At 67.6% G+C, this 17,266-nt stretch carries 14 protein-coding genes and 1 tRNA gene; 12 read left to right on the forward strand and 3 right to left on the reverse strand.

Annotated features, from left to right (window positions below):
* Positions 1–12: 12 nt before the first annotated feature.
* Genes def through ACOGW9_RS02490 form a run of 4 tightly spaced genes read left to right on the forward strand, consistent with a single transcriptional unit; the run spans position 13 to position 4,783 of the window.
* Entirely contained in the window at positions 13–582 is a 570-nt protein-coding gene (def, locus tag ACOGW9_RS02475) for a peptide deformylase (RefSeq protein ID WP_419908039.1), read from the forward strand.
* Positions 579–1,946, forward strand: a complete 1,368-nt coding sequence (locus ACOGW9_RS02480; protein ID WP_419908041.1) for a formimidoylglutamate deiminase — start codon at positions 579–581, stop codon at positions 1,944–1,946. The genes def and ACOGW9_RS02480 overlap by 4 nt, the downstream gene beginning before the upstream one ends.
* The gene (gene hutI, locus ACOGW9_RS02485; RefSeq protein ID WP_419908043.1) at positions 1,943–3,280 is read left to right on the forward strand and encodes an imidazolonepropionase; all 1,338 of its coding nucleotides are present in this window, start codon (positions 1,943–1,945) and stop codon (positions 3,278–3,280) included. Before ACOGW9_RS02480 ends, hutI begins: the two co-directional genes overlap by 4 nt.
* Before the next feature lie 24 nt (positions 3,281–3,304).
* Positions 3,305–4,783: an NAD(P)/FAD-dependent oxidoreductase gene (locus ACOGW9_RS02490; protein ID WP_419908045.1), complete on the forward strand. Its 1,479-nt coding sequence runs from the start codon at positions 3,305–3,307 to the stop codon at positions 4,781–4,783.
* A gap of 34 nt (positions 4,784–4,817) precedes the next feature.
* On the opposite strand, the gene ACOGW9_RS02495 is transcribed toward ACOGW9_RS02490, so the two are convergent.
* Together ACOGW9_RS02495 and pheA are read right to left on the reverse strand one after the other, a co-directional pair.
* Positions 4,818–6,074, reverse strand: a complete 1,257-nt coding sequence (locus tag ACOGW9_RS02495) for a methyltransferase domain-containing protein (protein ID WP_419908047.1) — start codon at positions 6,072–6,074, stop codon at positions 4,818–4,820.
* 32 nt (positions 6,075–6,106) lie between these two features.
* Positions 6,107–7,084 (reverse strand): prephenate dehydratase, encoded by a 978-nt coding sequence (pheA, locus tag ACOGW9_RS02500; RefSeq protein ID WP_419908049.1) that lies wholly within the window; start codon positions 7,082–7,084, stop codon positions 6,107–6,109.
* A gap of 66 nt (positions 7,085–7,150) precedes the next feature.
* On the opposite strand from pheA, the gene larB reads away from it, so the two are divergent.
* From larB to ACOGW9_RS02530, 6 genes are all read left to right on the forward strand, one after another.
* A complete protein-coding gene (larB, locus tag ACOGW9_RS02505; RefSeq protein WP_419908051.1) occupies positions 7,151–7,972 on the forward strand; it encodes a nickel pincer cofactor biosynthesis protein LarB in 822 nt (273 codons plus the stop codon).
* Between the two features lie 82 nt (positions 7,973–8,054).
* Positions 8,055–9,311 (forward strand): nickel pincer cofactor biosynthesis protein LarC, encoded by a 1,257-nt coding sequence (larC, locus tag ACOGW9_RS02510; protein WP_419908053.1) that lies wholly within the window; start codon positions 8,055–8,057, stop codon positions 9,309–9,311.
* A gap of 125 nt (positions 9,312–9,436) precedes the next feature.
* A tRNA-Arg gene (locus tag ACOGW9_RS02515) sits at positions 9,437–9,513 on the forward strand.
* A gap of 12 nt (positions 9,514–9,525) precedes the next feature.
* On the forward strand, positions 9,526–10,893 hold the full coding sequence (locus ACOGW9_RS02520) for an FAD-dependent oxidoreductase (RefSeq protein WP_419908055.1): 1,368 nt from the start codon (positions 9,526–9,528) through the stop codon (positions 10,891–10,893).
* A 171-nt stretch (positions 10,894–11,064) separates the two neighbouring features.
* Positions 11,065–12,678 (forward strand): AMP-binding protein, encoded by a 1,614-nt coding sequence (locus ACOGW9_RS02525; RefSeq protein WP_419908057.1) that lies wholly within the window; start codon positions 11,065–11,067, stop codon positions 12,676–12,678.
* A gap of 23 nt (positions 12,679–12,701) precedes the next feature.
* Positions 12,702–13,520: a PaaX family transcriptional regulator C-terminal domain-containing protein gene (locus ACOGW9_RS02530; protein ID WP_419908059.1), complete on the forward strand. Its 819-nt coding sequence runs from the start codon at positions 12,702–12,704 to the stop codon at positions 13,518–13,520.
* 54 nt (positions 13,521–13,574) lie between these two features.
* Here the strand turns inward: ACOGW9_RS02530 and ACOGW9_RS02535 are convergent, their stop codons facing one another.
* Positions 13,575–15,944 (reverse strand): FAD-dependent monooxygenase, encoded by a 2,370-nt coding sequence (locus ACOGW9_RS02535; protein WP_419908061.1) that lies wholly within the window; start codon positions 15,942–15,944, stop codon positions 13,575–13,577.
* Between the two features lie 117 nt (positions 15,945–16,061).
* Between ACOGW9_RS02535 and ACOGW9_RS02540 the strand changes: the two genes are divergently transcribed.
* Positions 16,062–16,772 (forward strand): SDR family NAD(P)-dependent oxidoreductase, encoded by a 711-nt coding sequence (locus tag ACOGW9_RS02540; RefSeq protein WP_419908063.1) that lies wholly within the window; start codon positions 16,062–16,064, stop codon positions 16,770–16,772.
* A 42-nt stretch (positions 16,773–16,814) separates the two neighbouring features.
* The gene (locus tag ACOGW9_RS02545) at positions 16,815–17,222 is read left to right on the forward strand and encodes a RidA family protein (protein ID WP_419908065.1); all 408 of its coding nucleotides are present in this window, start codon (positions 16,815–16,817) and stop codon (positions 17,220–17,222) included.
* The last annotated feature ends 44 nt before the right edge of the window (positions 17,223–17,266 follow it).

A 17,266-nucleotide genomic window follows, 5' to 3' on the forward strand; every position in this document is an offset into this window, starting at 1 on the left:
AAGACACGCAACATGACCGTCCAGGAGATCCTCTCCATCGGCCACCCGGTGCTGCGTGAGACGGCCACCGCCGTGCCGCCAGCCGACATAGCCGGTGAGCGTGTGCAGGCCGTCATCGACGACCTCATCGACACGATGCGCCATGCCAACGGTGCGGGCTTGGCTGCCAACCAGATCGGCGAGACCGCCCGGATCGTCGTCATCGAGGTCAACGACAATCCCCGCTACCCCTACAAGCCGCCGATCCCCTTGACCGTGGCCATCAACCCCGAGTTGGAAGTGCTCGACGACGAGACCGTGGTGATCAACGAGGGCTGCCTGTCGGTGCCATTGCGGGGCGACGTGGTCCGCTCGGTCAACCTGGGAGTCCGCTACCTCGACCGCGAAGGCGCCGAGCACTGCATTACCGCGCGTGGCCTGACTGCGGGTACTTGGCAGCACGAGTGCGACCACCTCGACGGCGTGCTGATCACCGACCGTGCCGACCCGTCCACCCTGTGCACCTGGGACGAGTTCCAGCGCCACCACCGCGACGCGTTCATCGAGCGCATCACCCGCTTCAACCAGCAAGTTGGAACATGACGGCGCATTACTGGTGCGAACTGGCCTGGCTCGGCGGTTCCCGCGCCTCCGAGGGCGTGGTGATCGCGGTCGACGGCGATCGCATCTCCGCGGTGTGCGCCGGTGTGCCGGTCCGGCCCGAGGGCGCCGTGCCGCTGGCGGGACTGACCCTGCCGGCATTGGCGAACGCGCACAGCCACGCGTTCCACCGGGCCCTGCGGGGCCGCACTCACGCTGGGCGAGGCAGCTTCTGGAGCTGGCGTGACCTGATGTACCGGGTGGCGGGCCGGCTCGACCCCGACTCCTACCGCAGGCTGGCCCGGGCCGTGTTCGCCGAGATGGCGCTGGCCGGAATCGGGACGGTCGGGGAATTCCACTATGTCCATCACCGCCCCGGCGGGGATTCCTACGACGATCCCAATGCCATGGGTGCAGCGATGGTGGACGCGGCCGCCGACGCCGGCATCCGCCTGACCTTGCTCGACACGCTGTACCTCCACGGCGGACTCGACTCCGCGCTGGACGACGGCTACGGGCCGCTGGCACCGTCCCAAGCCCGCTTCGGCGACGGCAGCGCCGACCGGTGGATCGACCGGGTAGAGCGCCTGGCCTCGACGGCATCCGGTCCGACGGTGCGCATCGGCGCCGCGGTGCACTCCGTGCGGGCGGTCGATCCGCCATCGATCAAGGCGGCGGCGGACTGGTCACGCGAGCGCGGCGCCCCGCTGCACTTCCACGCTTCCGAGCAGCCTGCGGAGAATGAGCAGTGCGTCGCCGTTCACGGCATGTCTCCCATCGAGGTGATCGCTCAAGCCGGAGGGCTCGGTGCGGGTACGACCGTGGTGCACGCCACGCATGCCAGCGGCCGTGACCAGACCATGATCGGCGAGGCGGGAGCGTTGTGCTGCCTGTGCCCGTCCACCGAACGGGACCTTGCTGACGGCACGGGACCCAGCGTCGGTCTGTCCCGCCAGGGAGCCGCGCTGTGCCTCGGCTCGGACTCCCACGCCACCGTCGATCTCTTCGAGGAAGCTCGTACGGTCGAGCTGGACCAGCGGGCGGCCTCTGGCGTCCGCGGCGTGTTCAGCGCCGAGTCGCTGGCGGAGATGGCCACCTCAGGCGGCTGCCGTTCGCTCGGTTGGACGGAGGGGGGCCGGTTGGAGGCGGGCGCGCTCGCCGACTTCGCAACGGTGGGGCTCGACTCGGTGCGGACGGCCGGAGCTGACGCCGATTCCGCGCTGGCAGCGACGATCTTCGGCGCCTCCAGCGCCGATGTGCATCACCTCGTGGTGGGCGGCAGGACCGTCGTGCGCGACGGTCGCCACACCACGATCGATGTCGCGGCCGAACTGGCCGCAGCCATCACGGAGGTCACCGCGCCATGACCGCAGAGGCTGAGCCCCGGGCCCGAGCGGCCCGTGAGCGCAGCGAACAAGAGCGGAAAATGCAGGGCGAAGCCGGGGCCCGAGCGGCCCGTGAGCGAAGCGAACAAGAGCGGGAAGAAATAGGCGACGCGAAGGAACGGTCCGCCAATCCGCGCACTTCCTTAGTGATCGACAACATCGGTGAGCTGGTGACTAACGACCCCGAGCTGGGGGACGGCCCGCTGGGCGTGCTCACCGATGCGTCGCTGGTCATCGACGGCGACACGGTGGTTGCGGTGGGCCCATCGGGTGCCGTTGCCGACGAGCGCCTGGATGCCGGCGGCCGGTGCGTGCTGCCCGGATTCGTCGACTCCCACACCCACTTGGTCTTCGCAGGCGACCGCTCAGAGGAGTTCACCCGGCGGATGGCGGGCGAGCCCTACGACGGCGGCGGGATCCGGGTGACCACCGAGGCCACCCGCGGCGCCGGCCGCGACGCTCTGGCTGCCTCGCTCGCCCAACGGCTGGCCGAGGCACACCGGGCGGGCACCACCACGGTGGAGATCAAGACCGGATACGGGCTGTCACTCGACTCCGAGGTCGAGCTTGCCTTGCTGGCTGCAGAGGTCACCCCCGAAGCCACGTTCCTGGGAGCTCACCTGCTGCCCAGCGAATACGCGGGACGGGCCGACGACTACATCGACCTGGTGTGCGGGCCGATGCTGGACGCGGTCCGGGATCACGTCCGCTGGATCGACGTGTTCTGCGAGACCGGCGCGTTCAACGTCGAGCAGTCCCGGGCGGTGCTCGAGGCGGGTCGGGACGCCGGGCTGGGCCTGCGCGTGCACGGCAACCAGCTCGGCCACGGACCGGGCGTGCAGCTCGCTGTCGAGATGGACGCTGCGTCGGTGGACCACTGCACCTACCTCTCCGACGACGACATCGAGGCTCTGGCCGGCAGTGACACCGTGGCCACGTTCCTGCCGGCGACTGATTTCTCGACCCGCCAGCCGTACCCGGATGCCCGGCGGGCCATCGATGCCGGCGTCAAGGTGGCGATGGCCTCGAACTGCAACCCGGGCTCGAGCTACACCACGTCCATCTCGTTCTGCATTGCCATGGCAGTGCGCGACATGGGCATGACGATCGACGAAGCCGTCGCCGCAGTGACGGTCGGCGGGGCAGTCGCGCTGGGCCGGACTGACGTTGGGCGGCTCACCAACGGCAGTCCGGCTCACGTGACCATCCTGGACGCACCCAACCGCTACCACCTCGCGTACCGGCCCGGCGTCCCCATGATCTGGCGGACACTGGGAGCCGACTACCGGCTCCCGCCCGCCGACGACCCGACGTGATCTCCAATTGAAAGAAGGACAGCGATGACCAACACCATCCCCAATCCACCGGTACCCAATCCCACTGGGCACAACCAGTGGTACCCGTTCGCCAACCGGCCCCTGCCGCCGGAGGTGGACGGCCAGGCGGTCAACCCGGCCGCCATCCCGGTGTTCGACGCCGTGCCATTGCCGCCTCACGCCCGCTTCGTGGTGGTGGGTGCGGGCGTGCACGGGCTGTCGAGCGCCTACCACCTGGCCATGTACCTCGAGCGCACCGGCAAAGGCTCCGGCAGCGACGTGGTGCTGATCGACAAGCAGGGCCCGGGGGCAGGCGCCACCGGGCTGGCCTGCGGCTGTGTCCGCAACATGTACATGACCGGGCCGCTGCACGCCATCCTGCGAGCCAGCGTGGAAGTGTGGGAGTCAGACCCCGTGAACCTCGGCTTCCAGCAGGTCGGCTACGTGTCGGTGGGCGAGGCCAACCAGACCGACGACTATCTCAAGCTGCAGGCGTCCCAGGCGGCGAGCGGCTACCCATCCGACGTCTACACCGGTGCAGAAGCCCGTGCCTTTCTCACCAACCTGTGGCCCGATTTCAAGACCGACAACTGCGACGTGGTGCTGCACGAGCACCGCTCTGGCTACGCCGGCACGCACCTGGCCGTGTGGGGTCTCGACCAGAAGTGCCGCCAGTGGGGCGTGCAGCGGGTGTACGGCGCCACCGTGACCGGCTACCAGTTCGACAACTCGGGCTCGGTCACCGCGGTCGACACCACCCAAGGGTCGATCGCGTGCGAGCAGGTCGTGGTGGGTGCGGGAGCGTGGACGCCGACGCACTGGGAATGGCTGGGCGGTCCCAGCCAGCTCGACGTGCTGTACCCCGACGGGCACGTCGAGGAGCAGATGGACATGTGGACCTACTGGCGGCTGCTCGAGGGCGAGGTGCTGCTCCCCCCCGGCGTCGACTTCCGCACCGCCCAGCACCGCGACTCGCCGGTGCTGCACGTGGAGCTCATGAACACGCCGGTGTACTCACCTGACGGCCGGTTCCTCAAGGACCACTTCTATTCGTACACGCGCTACGCCGCGGAGCGGGTGGGCGCACCCGGCCTGCAGGGCGGCACGATCCCGATCAAGATCGGGCCGAGAGCGGCAGTGGAGCCCTACGGCCACCTGAACGACGAGTACCAGGCCGAGGAGTGGTTCGCCGACTACTACTGCGCCACGCTGGGCATGCTCTTCAAGCGGCTGGAAGACCTGCGGCCGTACTTCAAGGAACGCCGCAACGGCGGCATCGGGGCGTTCACCCCCGACAACGTGCCGGTGTTCGACTACGTGGCCGACAACGCCTGGGTGATCGCCGATTCCAACCACGGGTTCAAGATGATCGGTGTGGGCAAGCTCACCGCCGAGATGATGGTGCACGGCCAGAAGCCCGACGAGCTCAAGCCGTTCACGCTGGACCGCTACCGCACCGGCGGCACCTTCGGCGACCGCAACTCAAACTGCCCCTGGGTCTGACCCGCCGGTCTCGCGGCGCCGGGGCCGCGGGATGTCACTGCAGTTCAGCGAGGCGAGCCGTCGGTCGGTCGTTGCGGCGCGCCACCACCCGGGTCAACCCCAGGGTCTGGCCTTGGTCTCCGGCGAGCATGTCGGCTTCGTCGCTGGGCTTTCCGAGGTGTTCTGACCACGACAGGTCTGACGCCATCCAGTGTCTCCACCCGTCGGGCATCAGGTCGGCCAGCTCCACATCCACTAGCCCGCTTCGTTCCCAGTGACGCTGCCACCAGGCGGGGCTGTGAAAGCTGAACAAGGCTGGCTCCCAGTACTGCTGGAGGTGCGCCGGCACCGCGTTCGACGTGAGTTCTTCGACCAGTCCGGGCACCACGATGCCCAGCTGGCCGCCGGGCTGGATGAGCCGGGCCAGGTGTTGTTCGAGGTAGAGGTCGTCGGTCCCGAAGTAGTGATAGGCATCGACGCACACCACCGCATCGAAGAACCCGTCGGCAAACGGCAGCTCATGTGCTTCGGCCCGGATGGGAAAGACCTTGTCTTCGACGCCTGCAGCGCGGATGCGGTCGAGGTTGTCGCTGGCGTCGATCCACAGGTCTGCGGCCCACACCTGCACGCCGAACTCCTTGGCGAGGAAGATGGAGCTGAGCGCTCTACCGCAGCCCAAATCCAGGACGCGCATGGTCGAGTCGAGATCCATGCACCCCGACAATGACTCCGTCAGCCACAGCGGGTTGGGCCCCATCATGTGCTCGACAACCCACACCGGGTCGTAGTTCGCCGACCGGGGAAATCCTGCGTATGCGACTTCGTATCGGCTCGGGTCGACGTCGATGAAGGGTGGCGGGTTGTCAGTGTCGACCAGGGCGCACAGTTGGTCCAAGCACATGTGGTAGCCGGCGGCCACCTGGTGCACTTCCGGGCTCTTGTCTCCCAAGTCGATGGTCAGCGTGAGATGCGTGCCGGTCGGGGTCGGTTCGAGGCTGAACGTGAGCAGCTCGTCGTCCCACTCCCAGGCAAAGGTGCTGGACGGATCCCAGGTGACGATGCGACCGGCGAGCACGGTGTCCTCGATGCCGTACTTTCTGACCACGTCTTCCCAGAATGGGGCTGCGACCTCGGCGCCTGTCTCCCGCGGCCCGATGATGTCGCATGGCATCCAGTGACGGAGCTGCTCGCTCTCGGTCAGCGCGCGCCACGCACGTTCGGCTGAGCCCGCCAGCTCGCGTTCGAACCGCAGGCTTGTCGTGCCATCGCTGTGGCGAGCAATCTCTCCAAGCGGATGGATCGGCTGGTTCATGTTCGGCCGCCTTCAGCGGAAGCCGGCAGTGCCTAGCGGACGAGGCGGCGGAGCGCCTTCATCCAGTCGTCTGACGTATTCCAGGCTTCCTCGCTGACGCGCTCGCGGCCCGAGGAGTTGCCATTCGCGGCGGGGAACGAGCCCAGGAACTTGACGTCGCGCTGCTTCATCTTGAGCGCTCGCAAGCAGTCGGCAACCACTTCGTCGGAGATGTGACCCTCGAAGTCGAGCAGAAAGCAGTATTCGCCGAGGCCGCGCCGGGTCGGCCGCGACTCCAGCCGGGACAGGTCGAGACGGCGGGCCTCGAACTCCATGAGGATTCCCAGCAGGCTGCCGGGTTCGTTCTGCTGCTGGAACACCACGATGCTGGTCTTGTCGTTGCCGCTGGCCGGCGGCACCTGGCCCTTGGCCAGCAGCAGGAAGCGGGTCTGGTTGTCGCGGTGGTCCTCAATGGAGGGCACGACGGTCTCGAGCCCGTAGAGCTCCGCTGCCGTCGGGCTGGCGATCGCTGCGACGCCGGCGAGCTGTTCCTCGCCGATGCGCCGGGCCGCCAGCGCTGTCGAGGTAGCCGCTTCGATCTCGGCGTCGGGCAGCTGGGTGTGCAGGAACGCACGGCACTGCGCGATCGCCACAGGGAACGACAGCACGGTGTGGATTGCCGACAAATCGTCGGCGGTGGCGGTGCCGGGCAGTGCCATGAGGTCGAGCTGCACGTTCACCACAACTTCCCGCTGGATGAGGAAGTCGAAGTCGAACGCGAGCGCGTCCTGGGTGACATTGACAGCGCCTTCGATGGCGTTCTCGACAGGGACGAAGCCGTAGTCGACTGCCCCGTCGTCGAGCGCAGAGAGCACCTCGGGCACCGAGATAAGCGGGACAGGCGTGCACTGCGACAGGTCTGGCTGGGTCGCCAGCGCGGCCTCGGTAAAGGTGCCGTGCGGGCCCATGTACCCGATGCGCGTCGACGGCGAGAGGGCAGAGGTGCCCTGGGGTGCAGCGGCAGCAGCCATCGGGGCAGGATACGCACCGGGCCGCGGGCACCCGACCCCGGGCCGCGGCGGGTAGAACGGCAGGCGATGGACGCTGAACAGCTCGCCGGATTGCTGGCTGAGGTTCGTGACGGGACGGTGACCGCTGATGAGGCGCTGGCCCGCCTGCGGCGGCTGCCGTACGCGGACATTGCCGGGGCGCGCATTGATCATCACCGAGCGCTGCGCACCGGCCATCCCGAGGCGGTGTACGGGCCTGGCAAGTCGCCCAGCCAGTGCGCCCGCATCGTGGCCGAGATGCTGAGCGGCGGCTCCGGCCCGGTGCTGCTGACCCGAGCGAGCACCGATCAGGTTGCAGCAGCCCTTGCCGCGTGCCCCGGCGGCGTGGTGCACCGCCCTGCCGATCGGGAGCCTGTCTCCGCGGATGGCGCAGCACAGCCTTCAGCCGACTTGGCGACCGTGGTGTGGCGCTTTGCCCCAGCGCGTCACGAGCGGGTGGTGGTGGCCGCTGCGGGCACGTCGGATGGACCGGTGGCGAGCGAAGCGGCAGCGGTGCTCGGCGCGTTCGGCGTCGATGCCGGAATGGTGACCGACATCGGCCTCGCGGGCCTCCATCGCTTCCTGGCCGAGATCGACACGCTGGCTTCGGCTGACGTGGTCATCGTGGTAGCAGGAATGGAAGGAGCGCTGGCCACGGCCGTCGCGGGTCTGACTGCTGCACCGGTCATCGCCGTGCCGACCAGCGCGGGCTATGGCGCAGCGCTCGACGGTGTGACGGCGCTGCTGGCCATGCATGCGTCGTGCGCAGCCGGGATCACCGTGGTGGGCATCGACAACGGCTTCGGTGCCGCGATGGCCGCTATGCGCATCTTGGATCTGGCAGCCGCCTCCGATCAGGGATCGGCCTGATGGGGAGCCAGCCCCATGGTGGTGCCGGGTAATGCATGACGTCGCTGCCTCTGGCACGTCGCCGGTGACGTCGGACGCGCCGGTGGCTAGGCCGTCCACTGCGGGCGGCGAGCGAACTGTGCCCGGTGGCACGGTGGCGTGGTTCGATCCGGTGTCGGGGATCGCAGGCGATATGGCGCTCGGGGCGCTGCTGGATGCCGGTGCAGACCTGGAGTTCGTCATCGAACGGCTGCAGACGCTGGGTGTTGACGGCTGGCGGCTCAGTGCCGAGCGGGTACGGCGGAACGAATTGGCGGCGACGCGGGCCGTCGTGGACGCCCCCGAAGGGCATCACCATCGGCGATGGCGACACATCCGGGAGTTGCTGGAGCGCGCACCCTTGGAAGACCGGATTCGGGGCCGCGCGCTCGCAGCGTTCGAGGCGCTCGCTGTTGCCGAGGGCCAGGTGCATGGTGTGCCGCCCGACGAGGTCCATTTCCACGAGGTCGGGGCGCTGGATGCGATCGTCGACATCGTCGGCGTGTGCGCGGCGCTGGAATCTCTGGGCGTCGATGAGATTGCCTGCGGACCGGTTGCGGTGGGCAAGGGCACGATCCACGCCGCGCATGGCGTGCTGCCGAACCCGCCGCCCGCAGTCGGATACTTACTGTCGGGACACCCAGTGGTGGGCGTCGATATCGACATGGAGCTGACGACCCCGACGGGGGCCGCCATCGTGGCCGCGCTGGCGTCGGTGTTCGGGCCAGTGCCGCCCATGACGCTGACGAGCGTCGGCTTTGGCGCTGGAACCCGCGATCTGCCGGGTCGCCCGAACGTCACCGGCGTGCTGATCGGCACTCCAGCGACGGAAACGAGCCATCCTGATACCGGGCTGGACGGGTCCATGGCGGCCATCGACGGCACCGAAACCACCACGGAGTTGGTCGAGCTGGCCACGAATCTCGACGACGTCACGGGCGAGCTGCTGGGCCACGCCATCGACGAGTTGCTGGCGGCCGGAGCGCTGGATGCGTGGGCAGTCCCGATCGTGATGAAGCACGGCCGTCCGGCAAACACGCTGATGGCGCTGTGCAGTGCCGACGAAGTGACAGCGCTGGGCGACCTGATGGCGCGCCTCACCGGCACGCTGGGATTACGGGCGCGGACCGTCGTGCGCACGGCGCTCGAACGACATATTTCGACTGTCGATGTCGACGGCCAGACCATTCGGGTCAAGCACGGCCCGCACCGCAGCAAGCCCGAGTGGGCCGACGTGGTCGCCGCAGCCGAAGCGCTCGGTCGCGCACCGGCCGATGTCGCCCGCGAAGCGAGCACCAGCGAACAATGCAACCCCGACTAAGGACTCGAGCCAGTAAGCACAGATGCCAGAGTTTCGGAGGCGGCAAAATCCCCGGCGTTCGCAGAAAACAGCCTCGTACACTGTTCGGGCGCCGACGGGCCCTCCGGCCCGTCCAGTGGCAACCAGCGCTTGTAGCTCAATTGGACAGAGCATCTGACTACGGATCAGAAGGTTCGGGGTTCGAATCCCTGCAAGCGCGCCAACCGGGAGCACGATGACGCAGCGCAGGATCGCAATCATCGGCGGAGGCATGTCCGGGCTGGGTGCCGCGTGGGCGCTGGCTCACCATCCCGACCGGTTCGACATTCGGCTGTTCGAGGCCAACGATCGCCTCGGCGGCAACGCTGTCACGGTCGACATGCCGCAGGACGACGGCACGTCGCTTCCCTTCGACATCTCGGTCACCGCGCTCATCCCGTCGGTCTACGACCACGTCCTGCTGCTCTTGGAGCGCTTCGGCATCGAGCTGTTCCCGACCAAGTTCAACTACAGCGTGAAGTACCAGGGCGGCAGGTACGCCCACGACTTCGACTCCGACATCAGAGACCAGCTGCAGCCCGAGATCGAGCGGTTCCAACGCCTGCTGGGTCGGCTGCACTCATTCGGTCGTCTCACCCGGGCGCGGTCCAAGTTCGTGAATGCGCTGAACCCGTTCAACTACATCAGCATGCGGACGGTCCTGAACGTGGGCAGGTTCTCCGCCGACTTCAGGTACAAGATCCTCAAGCCGATGTTCGTCAACTTCCTGATGGCGACGAATGTGTTCGACATGCCCGCCGCGCTGTTCGCTCGCTACCTCGAGTTCTTCGACATCGAAACGGCAACGCCCATGCAGACCTGGGACCAGGGCACGCGGCGCATCTACGAGCACCTGTCGGCGGACTTCGGCGACAAGATCTATCTGAGCCGACCGGTCCGCAAGGTGTACCGGGGGGCGTCGGAGGTGGTCGTCGAGGACGCAGAGGGGGTGCGCGAGACGTTCGACGAGGTGATCTTCGCCTCCAACGCCAACCAGACCCTGATGATGCTCGACAAGCCCACGGCGCTCGAGCGCTACGTGCTCTCGTCGGTGCGCTACGAGAGCGAGCTGCACAACCACACGCTGGTGCACTCGGACCCGTCGGTCCTGCCCGACGACGAGGTGGAATGCCTTCGCACACGCACCAATCACGTAGAGCAGTACGGCGCCCGGCCCGACAACTACGAGCTCACCTACATCATGCACAACCAGCAGCCGTGGATTTTCGGCTCCGACAAACCCTGCCTGGTGACCTACAACTCGAACACCCCGATCGACGAGGACAAGATCGTGAAGCGCTGGTGGTTCCAGCACGTCGTGCATGACGTGCGTCAGGTGACGCTGCTCGTGCCGCTGTTCCGCTTCATCCAGGGCAAGCGCCGCAGCTGGCACTGCGGGGCGCACACGCTGGTCAACAGCCAGGAGACCTGCTTCGTGACCGGGCTCGCCGCAGCCACCCAGATCGGTGCGGACTACCCGTTCGACGACGAAAACGCCCGCGAAGTCTTCAACTACTACGGCGGCATCATGTACGGCGCCCGCTTCCGCAAGATCACGTCCTGACCAGCGGCGACCCCGGCCGCATCCCGCGGCGGCATGCGGCCTGACTCGCCACGCCAAATGCGCCCCGCGGGCGCGCCACGAAGTCCTTGCGCGACGGCGACACTCGATATAGCGTTCGATTAGAGATCGTCATATCGACGGCATTACCCGAACGGGTATGAACGGCTGGATATGAGCACAGGCACCGCGGCTGCGACGGCACATGTGGACCGGTTCGTCCTCGATCGCTTGCCGCCCGCGGAGCGCTGGCCGCAGATCAGGCTCGACGCATCGCGGTACTGCTACCCGAGCCGGCTGAATGCCGCCGCAGTGCTGCTCGACGGGGCGATCGAGCGGGGCTGGGGACGGCGTCCGTGCATGGGGCTCGGCGATGACATGTGGTCCTACGCCGACGTGGCCGACTGCGCCAACCGGATCGCCGCGGTGCTGGTTGAGGACTACGGCGTCGTTGCGGGGAACCGCGTCCTGCTACGGGGCGCCAATGCGCCCTGGATGGTGGCTGCTTGGTTCGCCGTGCTGAAAGCTGGCGCCGTGGCTGTCACAACGATGCCGCTGCTTCGCGCCGCCGAGCTTGCGAAGGTGTTGTCGAAGTGCGAGCCGGCGGTCTCGCTGTGCGAAGCGGGAATGGAAGCCGAGCTGCAGAAAGTGACCGGCGGTCCGATCGCCATCTGGGGCCCGAACGGCGATCTCAACACCGCGGCCGCATCCAAGTCCTGCGAGTTCGCTGCGGTGGACACCTCCGCGACGGATCCTGCCCTGCTCGCGTCCACCTCGGGCACCACCGGCGATCCCAAGGTCGCTGTGCACTTCCATCGAGACCTGCTGGTGATCGCCGATGCGTTCGAGCCGATCCTACGGGCACGCCCCGACGACGTGTTCGTCGGGAGTCCGCCGCTGGCGTTCACGTTCGGCCTGGGCGGCGAGGTGGTTTTCCCCATGCGAGTAGGAGCGTGCACCTGGTTCTGCGACGAGCCGGGTCCCGCTGCATTGGCGGAGCTGATCGCCAGACGGCAGGCCACCGTGTGCTTCAGCTCGCCCACCGCGTACCGGGCCATGACGATGCTCGATCCCCGGCCGGACCTCTCCTCGCTGCGCTGTGGCGTGTCAGCCGGTGAATGGCTGCCGCGATCCACGTTCGAGCTCGTCGAGCATGAGCTCGGCCTGCGACTGAACGACGGGATCGGCGCCACCGAGCTTCTGCACATCTTCATCTCCGCGCCCGACGCCGAGATACGGCCCGGTTCGACGGGCAAGCCCCTGCCGGGGTGGGAGGCGGCGATCTTCGACGACGACGGCACTCCCGTGCCGGACGGCCAGGCAGGCCTGCTTGCCGTGCGGGGACCAATCGGCTGCCGCTACCTCGACGACGAACGCCAGACCGTCTACGTGCGCAACGGCTGGAACTTCACGGGCGACGTCTATGTGCGTGACGTCGACGGCTACTTCTGGTACCAGGCCAGGGCCGACGACATGATCATCAGCTCGGGCTACAACATCGCCGCCCCCGAAGTCGAGGAAGCCCTGCTGACACACGCCGCAGTGGCCGAAGCGGGAGTGATCGGCACGCCCGACGCCGACCGGGGCATGGTCGTCCATGCATTTGTCCATCTGACTGACCCGTCGACAGCCACCGACGCACTGGCATGCGAATTGCAAGGCCACGTCAAGGCCTCGATTGCGCCCTACAAGTACCCTCGCCGGATCACCTTCTGCGCCGAGCCCTTGCCCACGACGCCGACAGGGAAGCTCCAGCGGCGAGGGCTGGCTGCGCTGCTCGGCGGATAGCGGCGGGGCTGGGCCAGGACGGCATGACGAAGTCCCCGAGAGACCGCATCCTCGACACCTACGGGCTGTTCGCTCGCGACTACGGCGGCTGGGTCGCCGTCGGCGGGCTTATCGCCTTGCTGCGCGAAGTCGACGTAGATGCGCAGGCCGTGCGATCCGCGGCGTCTCGCATGAAGCGCTCCGGGCTGCTGGTGCCCGAACGGGTGGACGGCAAGGCCGGGTACGCCCTCAGCGCCGATGGGCGCGAGATCCTCGAAGCAGGAGATCGGCGCATCTTCGGCAACGGCGTTCGGCCCAGTGACGATCGATGGCTGCTGGTGCTGTTCTCCATCCCCGAGCCAGAGCGCAGCAAGCGCTACCTGATCCGGTCGCAACTGGCCCGTCTGGGCTTCGCGCCCGGTCCGGCTGCGTCATGGATCGCCCCCGCGTCCCTGCTGGGAGAGGCCCGCACCATGCTCAAGCGCTCCGAACTGGAGGGTTACGTCTCGTTCTTCGAGGGTGACTTTCGGCCCGACAGCGACGAGCCCCACATAGCGACCAGCGCATGGGATCTCGACCTGATCAACAAGCTCTACAGCGAATACCTCACGGCTCAGCGGCCCATCTCGGACGCGTGGGTCGCCGAGCCCGGGTCTGACCGTGACGCATTCGTGGCGCACATGAACAACATCAGCGCCTGGCGATCGCTTCCGTATGCAGACCCCGGTCTGCCTCCCTCGGTCACACCCGACGGATGGCTCGCAGACGAGGCTCGCGACGTGTTCACGAAGCTGCACCGCCAGCTGCGTCCCGGCGCACACCGCTTCTACCTAGCAACGCTCGACGCCACCACTCGCGGTTAGGAAACGCGTGCCCCGCAGCGGGCGCAACCACCAGTTGGAGTCCAAGAGGCCCGGTCAGCGCAGGTCGCGGTCGATCAAGGCGTCGGGCACCTGCTCGCGCCGGCGGCTGGTGCGACCCTGCCAGTACTGGATTGGCCACGGCTGCTCGCTGCGACCTAGGTCGATTGCCGCGTTGAGCGTCCAGTAGGGATCGACCAGGTGCGCACGGGCAATCAAGCAGATGTCGGCCCGGCCCGCCATCAGCACGGTGTTGACGTCGTCGATGCTGGAGATGGCGCCCACCGCCATGGTCGGAATGCCGACGGTGTTGCGGATGGCCTCGGCGAATGGCGTCTGGTACAGGCGCCCGTACGCCGGCTCCCCGCTGGGATCGACCTGGCCGGTCGAGACGTCGATGATGTCGACGCCGGCGCCTTTGAGCATGTCGCTCAGCTCGATCGCTTCCGATCGGCTGAATCCGCCTTCGACCCAGTCGCTGGCCGAGATCCGCACTGACAGCGGCTTGCCCTGCGGCCAGGCCTCACGTGCGGCCTGGGTAACTCGCAGCAGGAAGCGGGCCCGGTTCTCGAGCGAGCCGCCGTGATCATCGCTGCGCTGGTTCGTGACCGGCGACAGGAACGACGAGAGCAGGTAGCCGTGCGCGGCGTGCAGCTCGACCAAGTCGAACCCCGCGTCAGCCCCTCGCTGGGTTGCCGCCACGAAGTCGTCGAGCACGGCATCCATCTGGGCATTCGACATCTCGGTCGGCAGCTGGCTGCCGACCCGGTATCGCAGCGGCGACGCCGAGATCAGCGGCCAGTTGCCGGCTTCGAGCGGTACGTCCTCGCCTTCCCACGGCACCCTCGTGGAGCCTTTGCGGCCCGCGTGCCCGAGCTGCAGGCCGATCTTGGCGTCGGTGAAGTCGTGCACGAACTGGGTGATCCCGGCCCATGCCTCGGCTTGGCGGGTATTCCAGATCCCGGTGCAGGCGGGCGTGATGCGAGCGTCGGGCGAGGTGCAAGTCATCTCGGTCATCACCAAGGCGGCCCCGCCGACGGCGCGGCTGCCCAGATGCACCTTGTGCCAGTCGTTGGGCATCCCGTCCACGGCGCTGTACTGCGCCATGGGCGACACGCCGATCCGGTTGTGAAAGCTCACGTCCCGCAGGGTGAAGGGGTAGAAGATCGGCGGCGTGTCGGGGGTCGGCGGCCGGTGTGCAGGCGGCTGCTGTTCGGCGAACCAGCGCAGGGTCTTGTCGTGGTACTGCGGGTCGCGCTCGCGCAGATTGTCGTAGGTGACTCGCTGCGACCTGGTGAACAGCGAGAACGCGAACTGCTCGAACGGACGCTGGCGGTGATGGTCGACGTTCGCGAACCAGTCCTCGCTGGTGGCAGCGGCCCGTTGCAGGCTCTCGATCTGGGGGCGACGCTCGGACTCGTAGTTCTTGAGCGCCGTGGAGACATCGCCCGTTGCGGCCATGGCATCGGCGAGCGCGATCGCGTCCTCCAGCGCCATCTTGGTGCCGCTGCCCACCGAATAGTGCGCCGTGTGTGCGGCGTCGCCCAGCAGCACGACGTTGTTCGCGATCCACGACTCGCATGAGATGCGGGGGAAGCTGATCCACCGCGAGTTGTTGCCGATGAGCTTCCGCCCGTCGAGATGGTCCGAGAAGAGCCGGCTGCACCAGTCCAGGGCGTGCTGGTCGGACTGACCTGCTGCCAGCCCGTCGTCGTGGCCCCCGAGGCCGGCCAGTTCCCACGTCGGTTCGGCCATCTCGACGATGAAGGTGGAGCGCGTGTCGTCGTAGGGATAGATGTGCGCCTGCACCGTGCGGCGCCCCCCGTCCTCGCTGTGCTTGATGTCTTCGAGGAACAAGTCCTCGCTGTGCTTGATGTCTTCGAGGAACAAGTCCTCGAAGATGAACGTGAAGCGGTCGAAGGGGGCGTCGGTGGCGGTCCAGATGTACTTCGCAGAGCCGTGGCGGATCGTTGGGCGCAGGTCGTCGGCGGAGCGGGACTTGGTGCTGCTGTTGACGCCGTCGCCGGCCACGACCAGGTCGACGTTGCCGCACAGCGCGTCTGCGTCGGCCTCGGCGGAGAACTCGACGCGGACGCCGAGCTCGATCGCCCGGCGGGTGAGGATCTCGAGCAGACGCACTCGGGACAGCGCGGCGAAGCCGTGCCCGTCGGAGGTGATCGTCCGTCCCCGGTAGCGGACATCCATCGCGCCCCAGTAGCGGAACTCCGATTCGATCGCAGCGATCGAGCCGGGATCGGTCTCTGCGATGTTGGCAAGCGTCTCGTCGGAGAACACCACGCCGAACCCGAACGTGTCGCCGCGGCGGTTGCGCTCGTACACGGTGATGTCGTGGCCCGGGCTTTGCTTGGCCATCAGGATGCTGAAGAACAGGCTCGCGGGGCCGCCCCCGATGCAGGCGATCTTCATCGAGGCATCCGTTCGGGATCCGTCATCGTTCGCTGCATCCGTGAGATCGCGTGAAATTTGCGATGTCAAAAAGAGTAGTACAGTCCCCACCATGCTCGACAACGCCGGAGCTGCCGCATGAGCACGGCCGTCGTCACCGGAGGCACTCGCGGGATCGGCCGGGCCATCAGCCTCGAACTCGCCAGTGCGGGCCACAACGTCATCGCCCTGGCCACCTCGGCGCCTGCCGACCCGCTCGACGGCGTCGAGGCCCGCATCTGCGATGTGACCGATGAGCGGCAGGTGGCCTCGACATTCTCCGACATCGGCCCGGTGGACATCCTCGTCAACAACGCCGGCGTGTCGGGATCGAACCGGCTGAGCCGCACGACGCTGGAGGAGTGGCACCGCAGCATCGCGGTCAATGCGACCGGGGCATTCCTGTGCACCCGAGCCGTCATCGACGGAATGCTGGAACGCGACGCCGGCAGGATCGTGACGGTTGCCTCGATTGCCGGCGTCGAGGGCGCGAAGTACATCGCCGCCTATGCGTCGTCCAAGCACGCAGTCATGGGCCTGACGCGTGTGGTGGCGGCCGAGGTGGATGGCACCGGGGTCACGGCCAACTCCGTGTGCCCGACCTTCGTCCGCACCGAGATGACTGTCGCCACGATCGCCAACATTGCCCGCCAGACCGGCAAGAACCTCGCCGAGGCTGAAGCCGCCTTGGCCAAGGCCACGCCCCACGGACGGATCATCGAGATCGCCGAAGTGGTCGAGGCGGTGATGGAGCTGCTCGACGGCGATCACAACGGCCGAGAGGTCGTGCTCGACGGAGGACCGTCATGACACTCGAGACATTGGAGAAGACGAGATGGCAAGGACGATGAGATGAGCACGCCACACCGGCTGATCAGCCCCGAATCGATGTCGCCCTCGCCGGGCTTCTCCCACGCGGTCGTGCCGGCTGACGGGCGGACGGTGTACCTCGCTGGCCAGATCGCCGCAGACCCGACCGGTGCCGTGGTCGGCGACACGTTCGCCGAGCAGTACGACGTGGCACTGGGCAACGTCGTCGAGGCGCTGGCGCATGCCGGCGGCGAACCCCACGACATCGTGTCGATGGTGGTGTACGCGACCGATGTGCAGGCCTACCGGGACGACCTCCGCGGCGTGGGGGCCGCCCACCGCAAGCATCTCAACCGGCACTTCCCGGCGATGGCGCTGCTGGGGACGACTGGGCTGGTCGAACCCGATGCGATGGTGGAGATCATCACCACGGCCGTCGTTCCCGACTGAGAGCAGGCCGTGAGACGGACCTCGCCAAGGACGGCACGTAGGGT

This window comes from Candidatus Poriferisodalis sp., from assembly GCF_965203655.1.
In the GTDB taxonomy this organism is placed as follows: Bacteria; Actinomycetota; Acidimicrobiia; order Acidimicrobiales; family Poriferisodalaceae; genus Poriferisodalis.

Bases quoted from the DNA above. Each gene is read 5' to 3' on its own strand.
- def (WP_419908039.1), top strand. From the start codon at position 13: ATGACCGTCCAGGAGATCCTCTCCATCGGCCACCCGGTGCTGCGTGAG.
- ACOGW9_RS02490 (WP_419908045.1), top strand. From the start codon at position 3,305: ATGACCAACACCATCCCCAATCCACCGGTACCCAATCCCACTGGGCAC.
- ACOGW9_RS02480 (WP_419908041.1), top strand. From the start codon at position 579: ATGACGGCGCATTACTGGTGCGAACTGGCCTGGCTCGGCGGTTCCCGC.
- ACOGW9_RS02545 (WP_419908065.1), top strand. From the start codon at position 16,815: ATGAGCACGCCACACCGGCTGATCAGCCCCGAATCGATGTCGCCCTCG.
- ACOGW9_RS02530 (WP_419908059.1), top strand. From the start codon at position 12,702: ATGACGAAGTCCCCGAGAGACCGCATCCTCGACACCTACGGGCTGTTC.
- ACOGW9_RS02540 (WP_419908063.1), top strand. From the start codon at position 16,062: ATGAGCACGGCCGTCGTCACCGGAGGCACTCGCGGGATCGGCCGGGCC.
- ACOGW9_RS02525 (WP_419908057.1), top strand. From the start codon at position 11,065: ATGAGCACAGGCACCGCGGCTGCGACGGCACATGTGGACCGGTTCGTC.
- ACOGW9_RS02535 (WP_419908061.1), bottom strand. From the start codon at position 15,944: ATGAAGATCGCCTGCATCGGGGGCGGCCCCGCGAGCCTGTTCTTCAGC.
- ACOGW9_RS02495 (WP_419908047.1), bottom strand. From the start codon at position 6,074: ATGAACCAGCCGATCCATCCGCTTGGAGAGATTGCTCGCCACAGCGAT.
- hutI (WP_419908043.1), top strand. From the start codon at position 1,943: ATGACCGCAGAGGCTGAGCCCCGGGCCCGAGCGGCCCGTGAGCGCAGC.
- pheA (WP_419908049.1), bottom strand. From the start codon at position 7,084: ATGGCTGCTGCCGCTGCACCCCAGGGCACCTCTGCCCTCTCGCCGTCG.
- ACOGW9_RS02520 (WP_419908055.1), top strand. From the start codon at position 9,526: ATGACGCAGCGCAGGATCGCAATCATCGGCGGAGGCATGTCCGGGCTG.
- larB (WP_419908051.1), top strand. From the start codon at position 7,151: ATGGACGCTGAACAGCTCGCCGGATTGCTGGCTGAGGTTCGTGACGGG.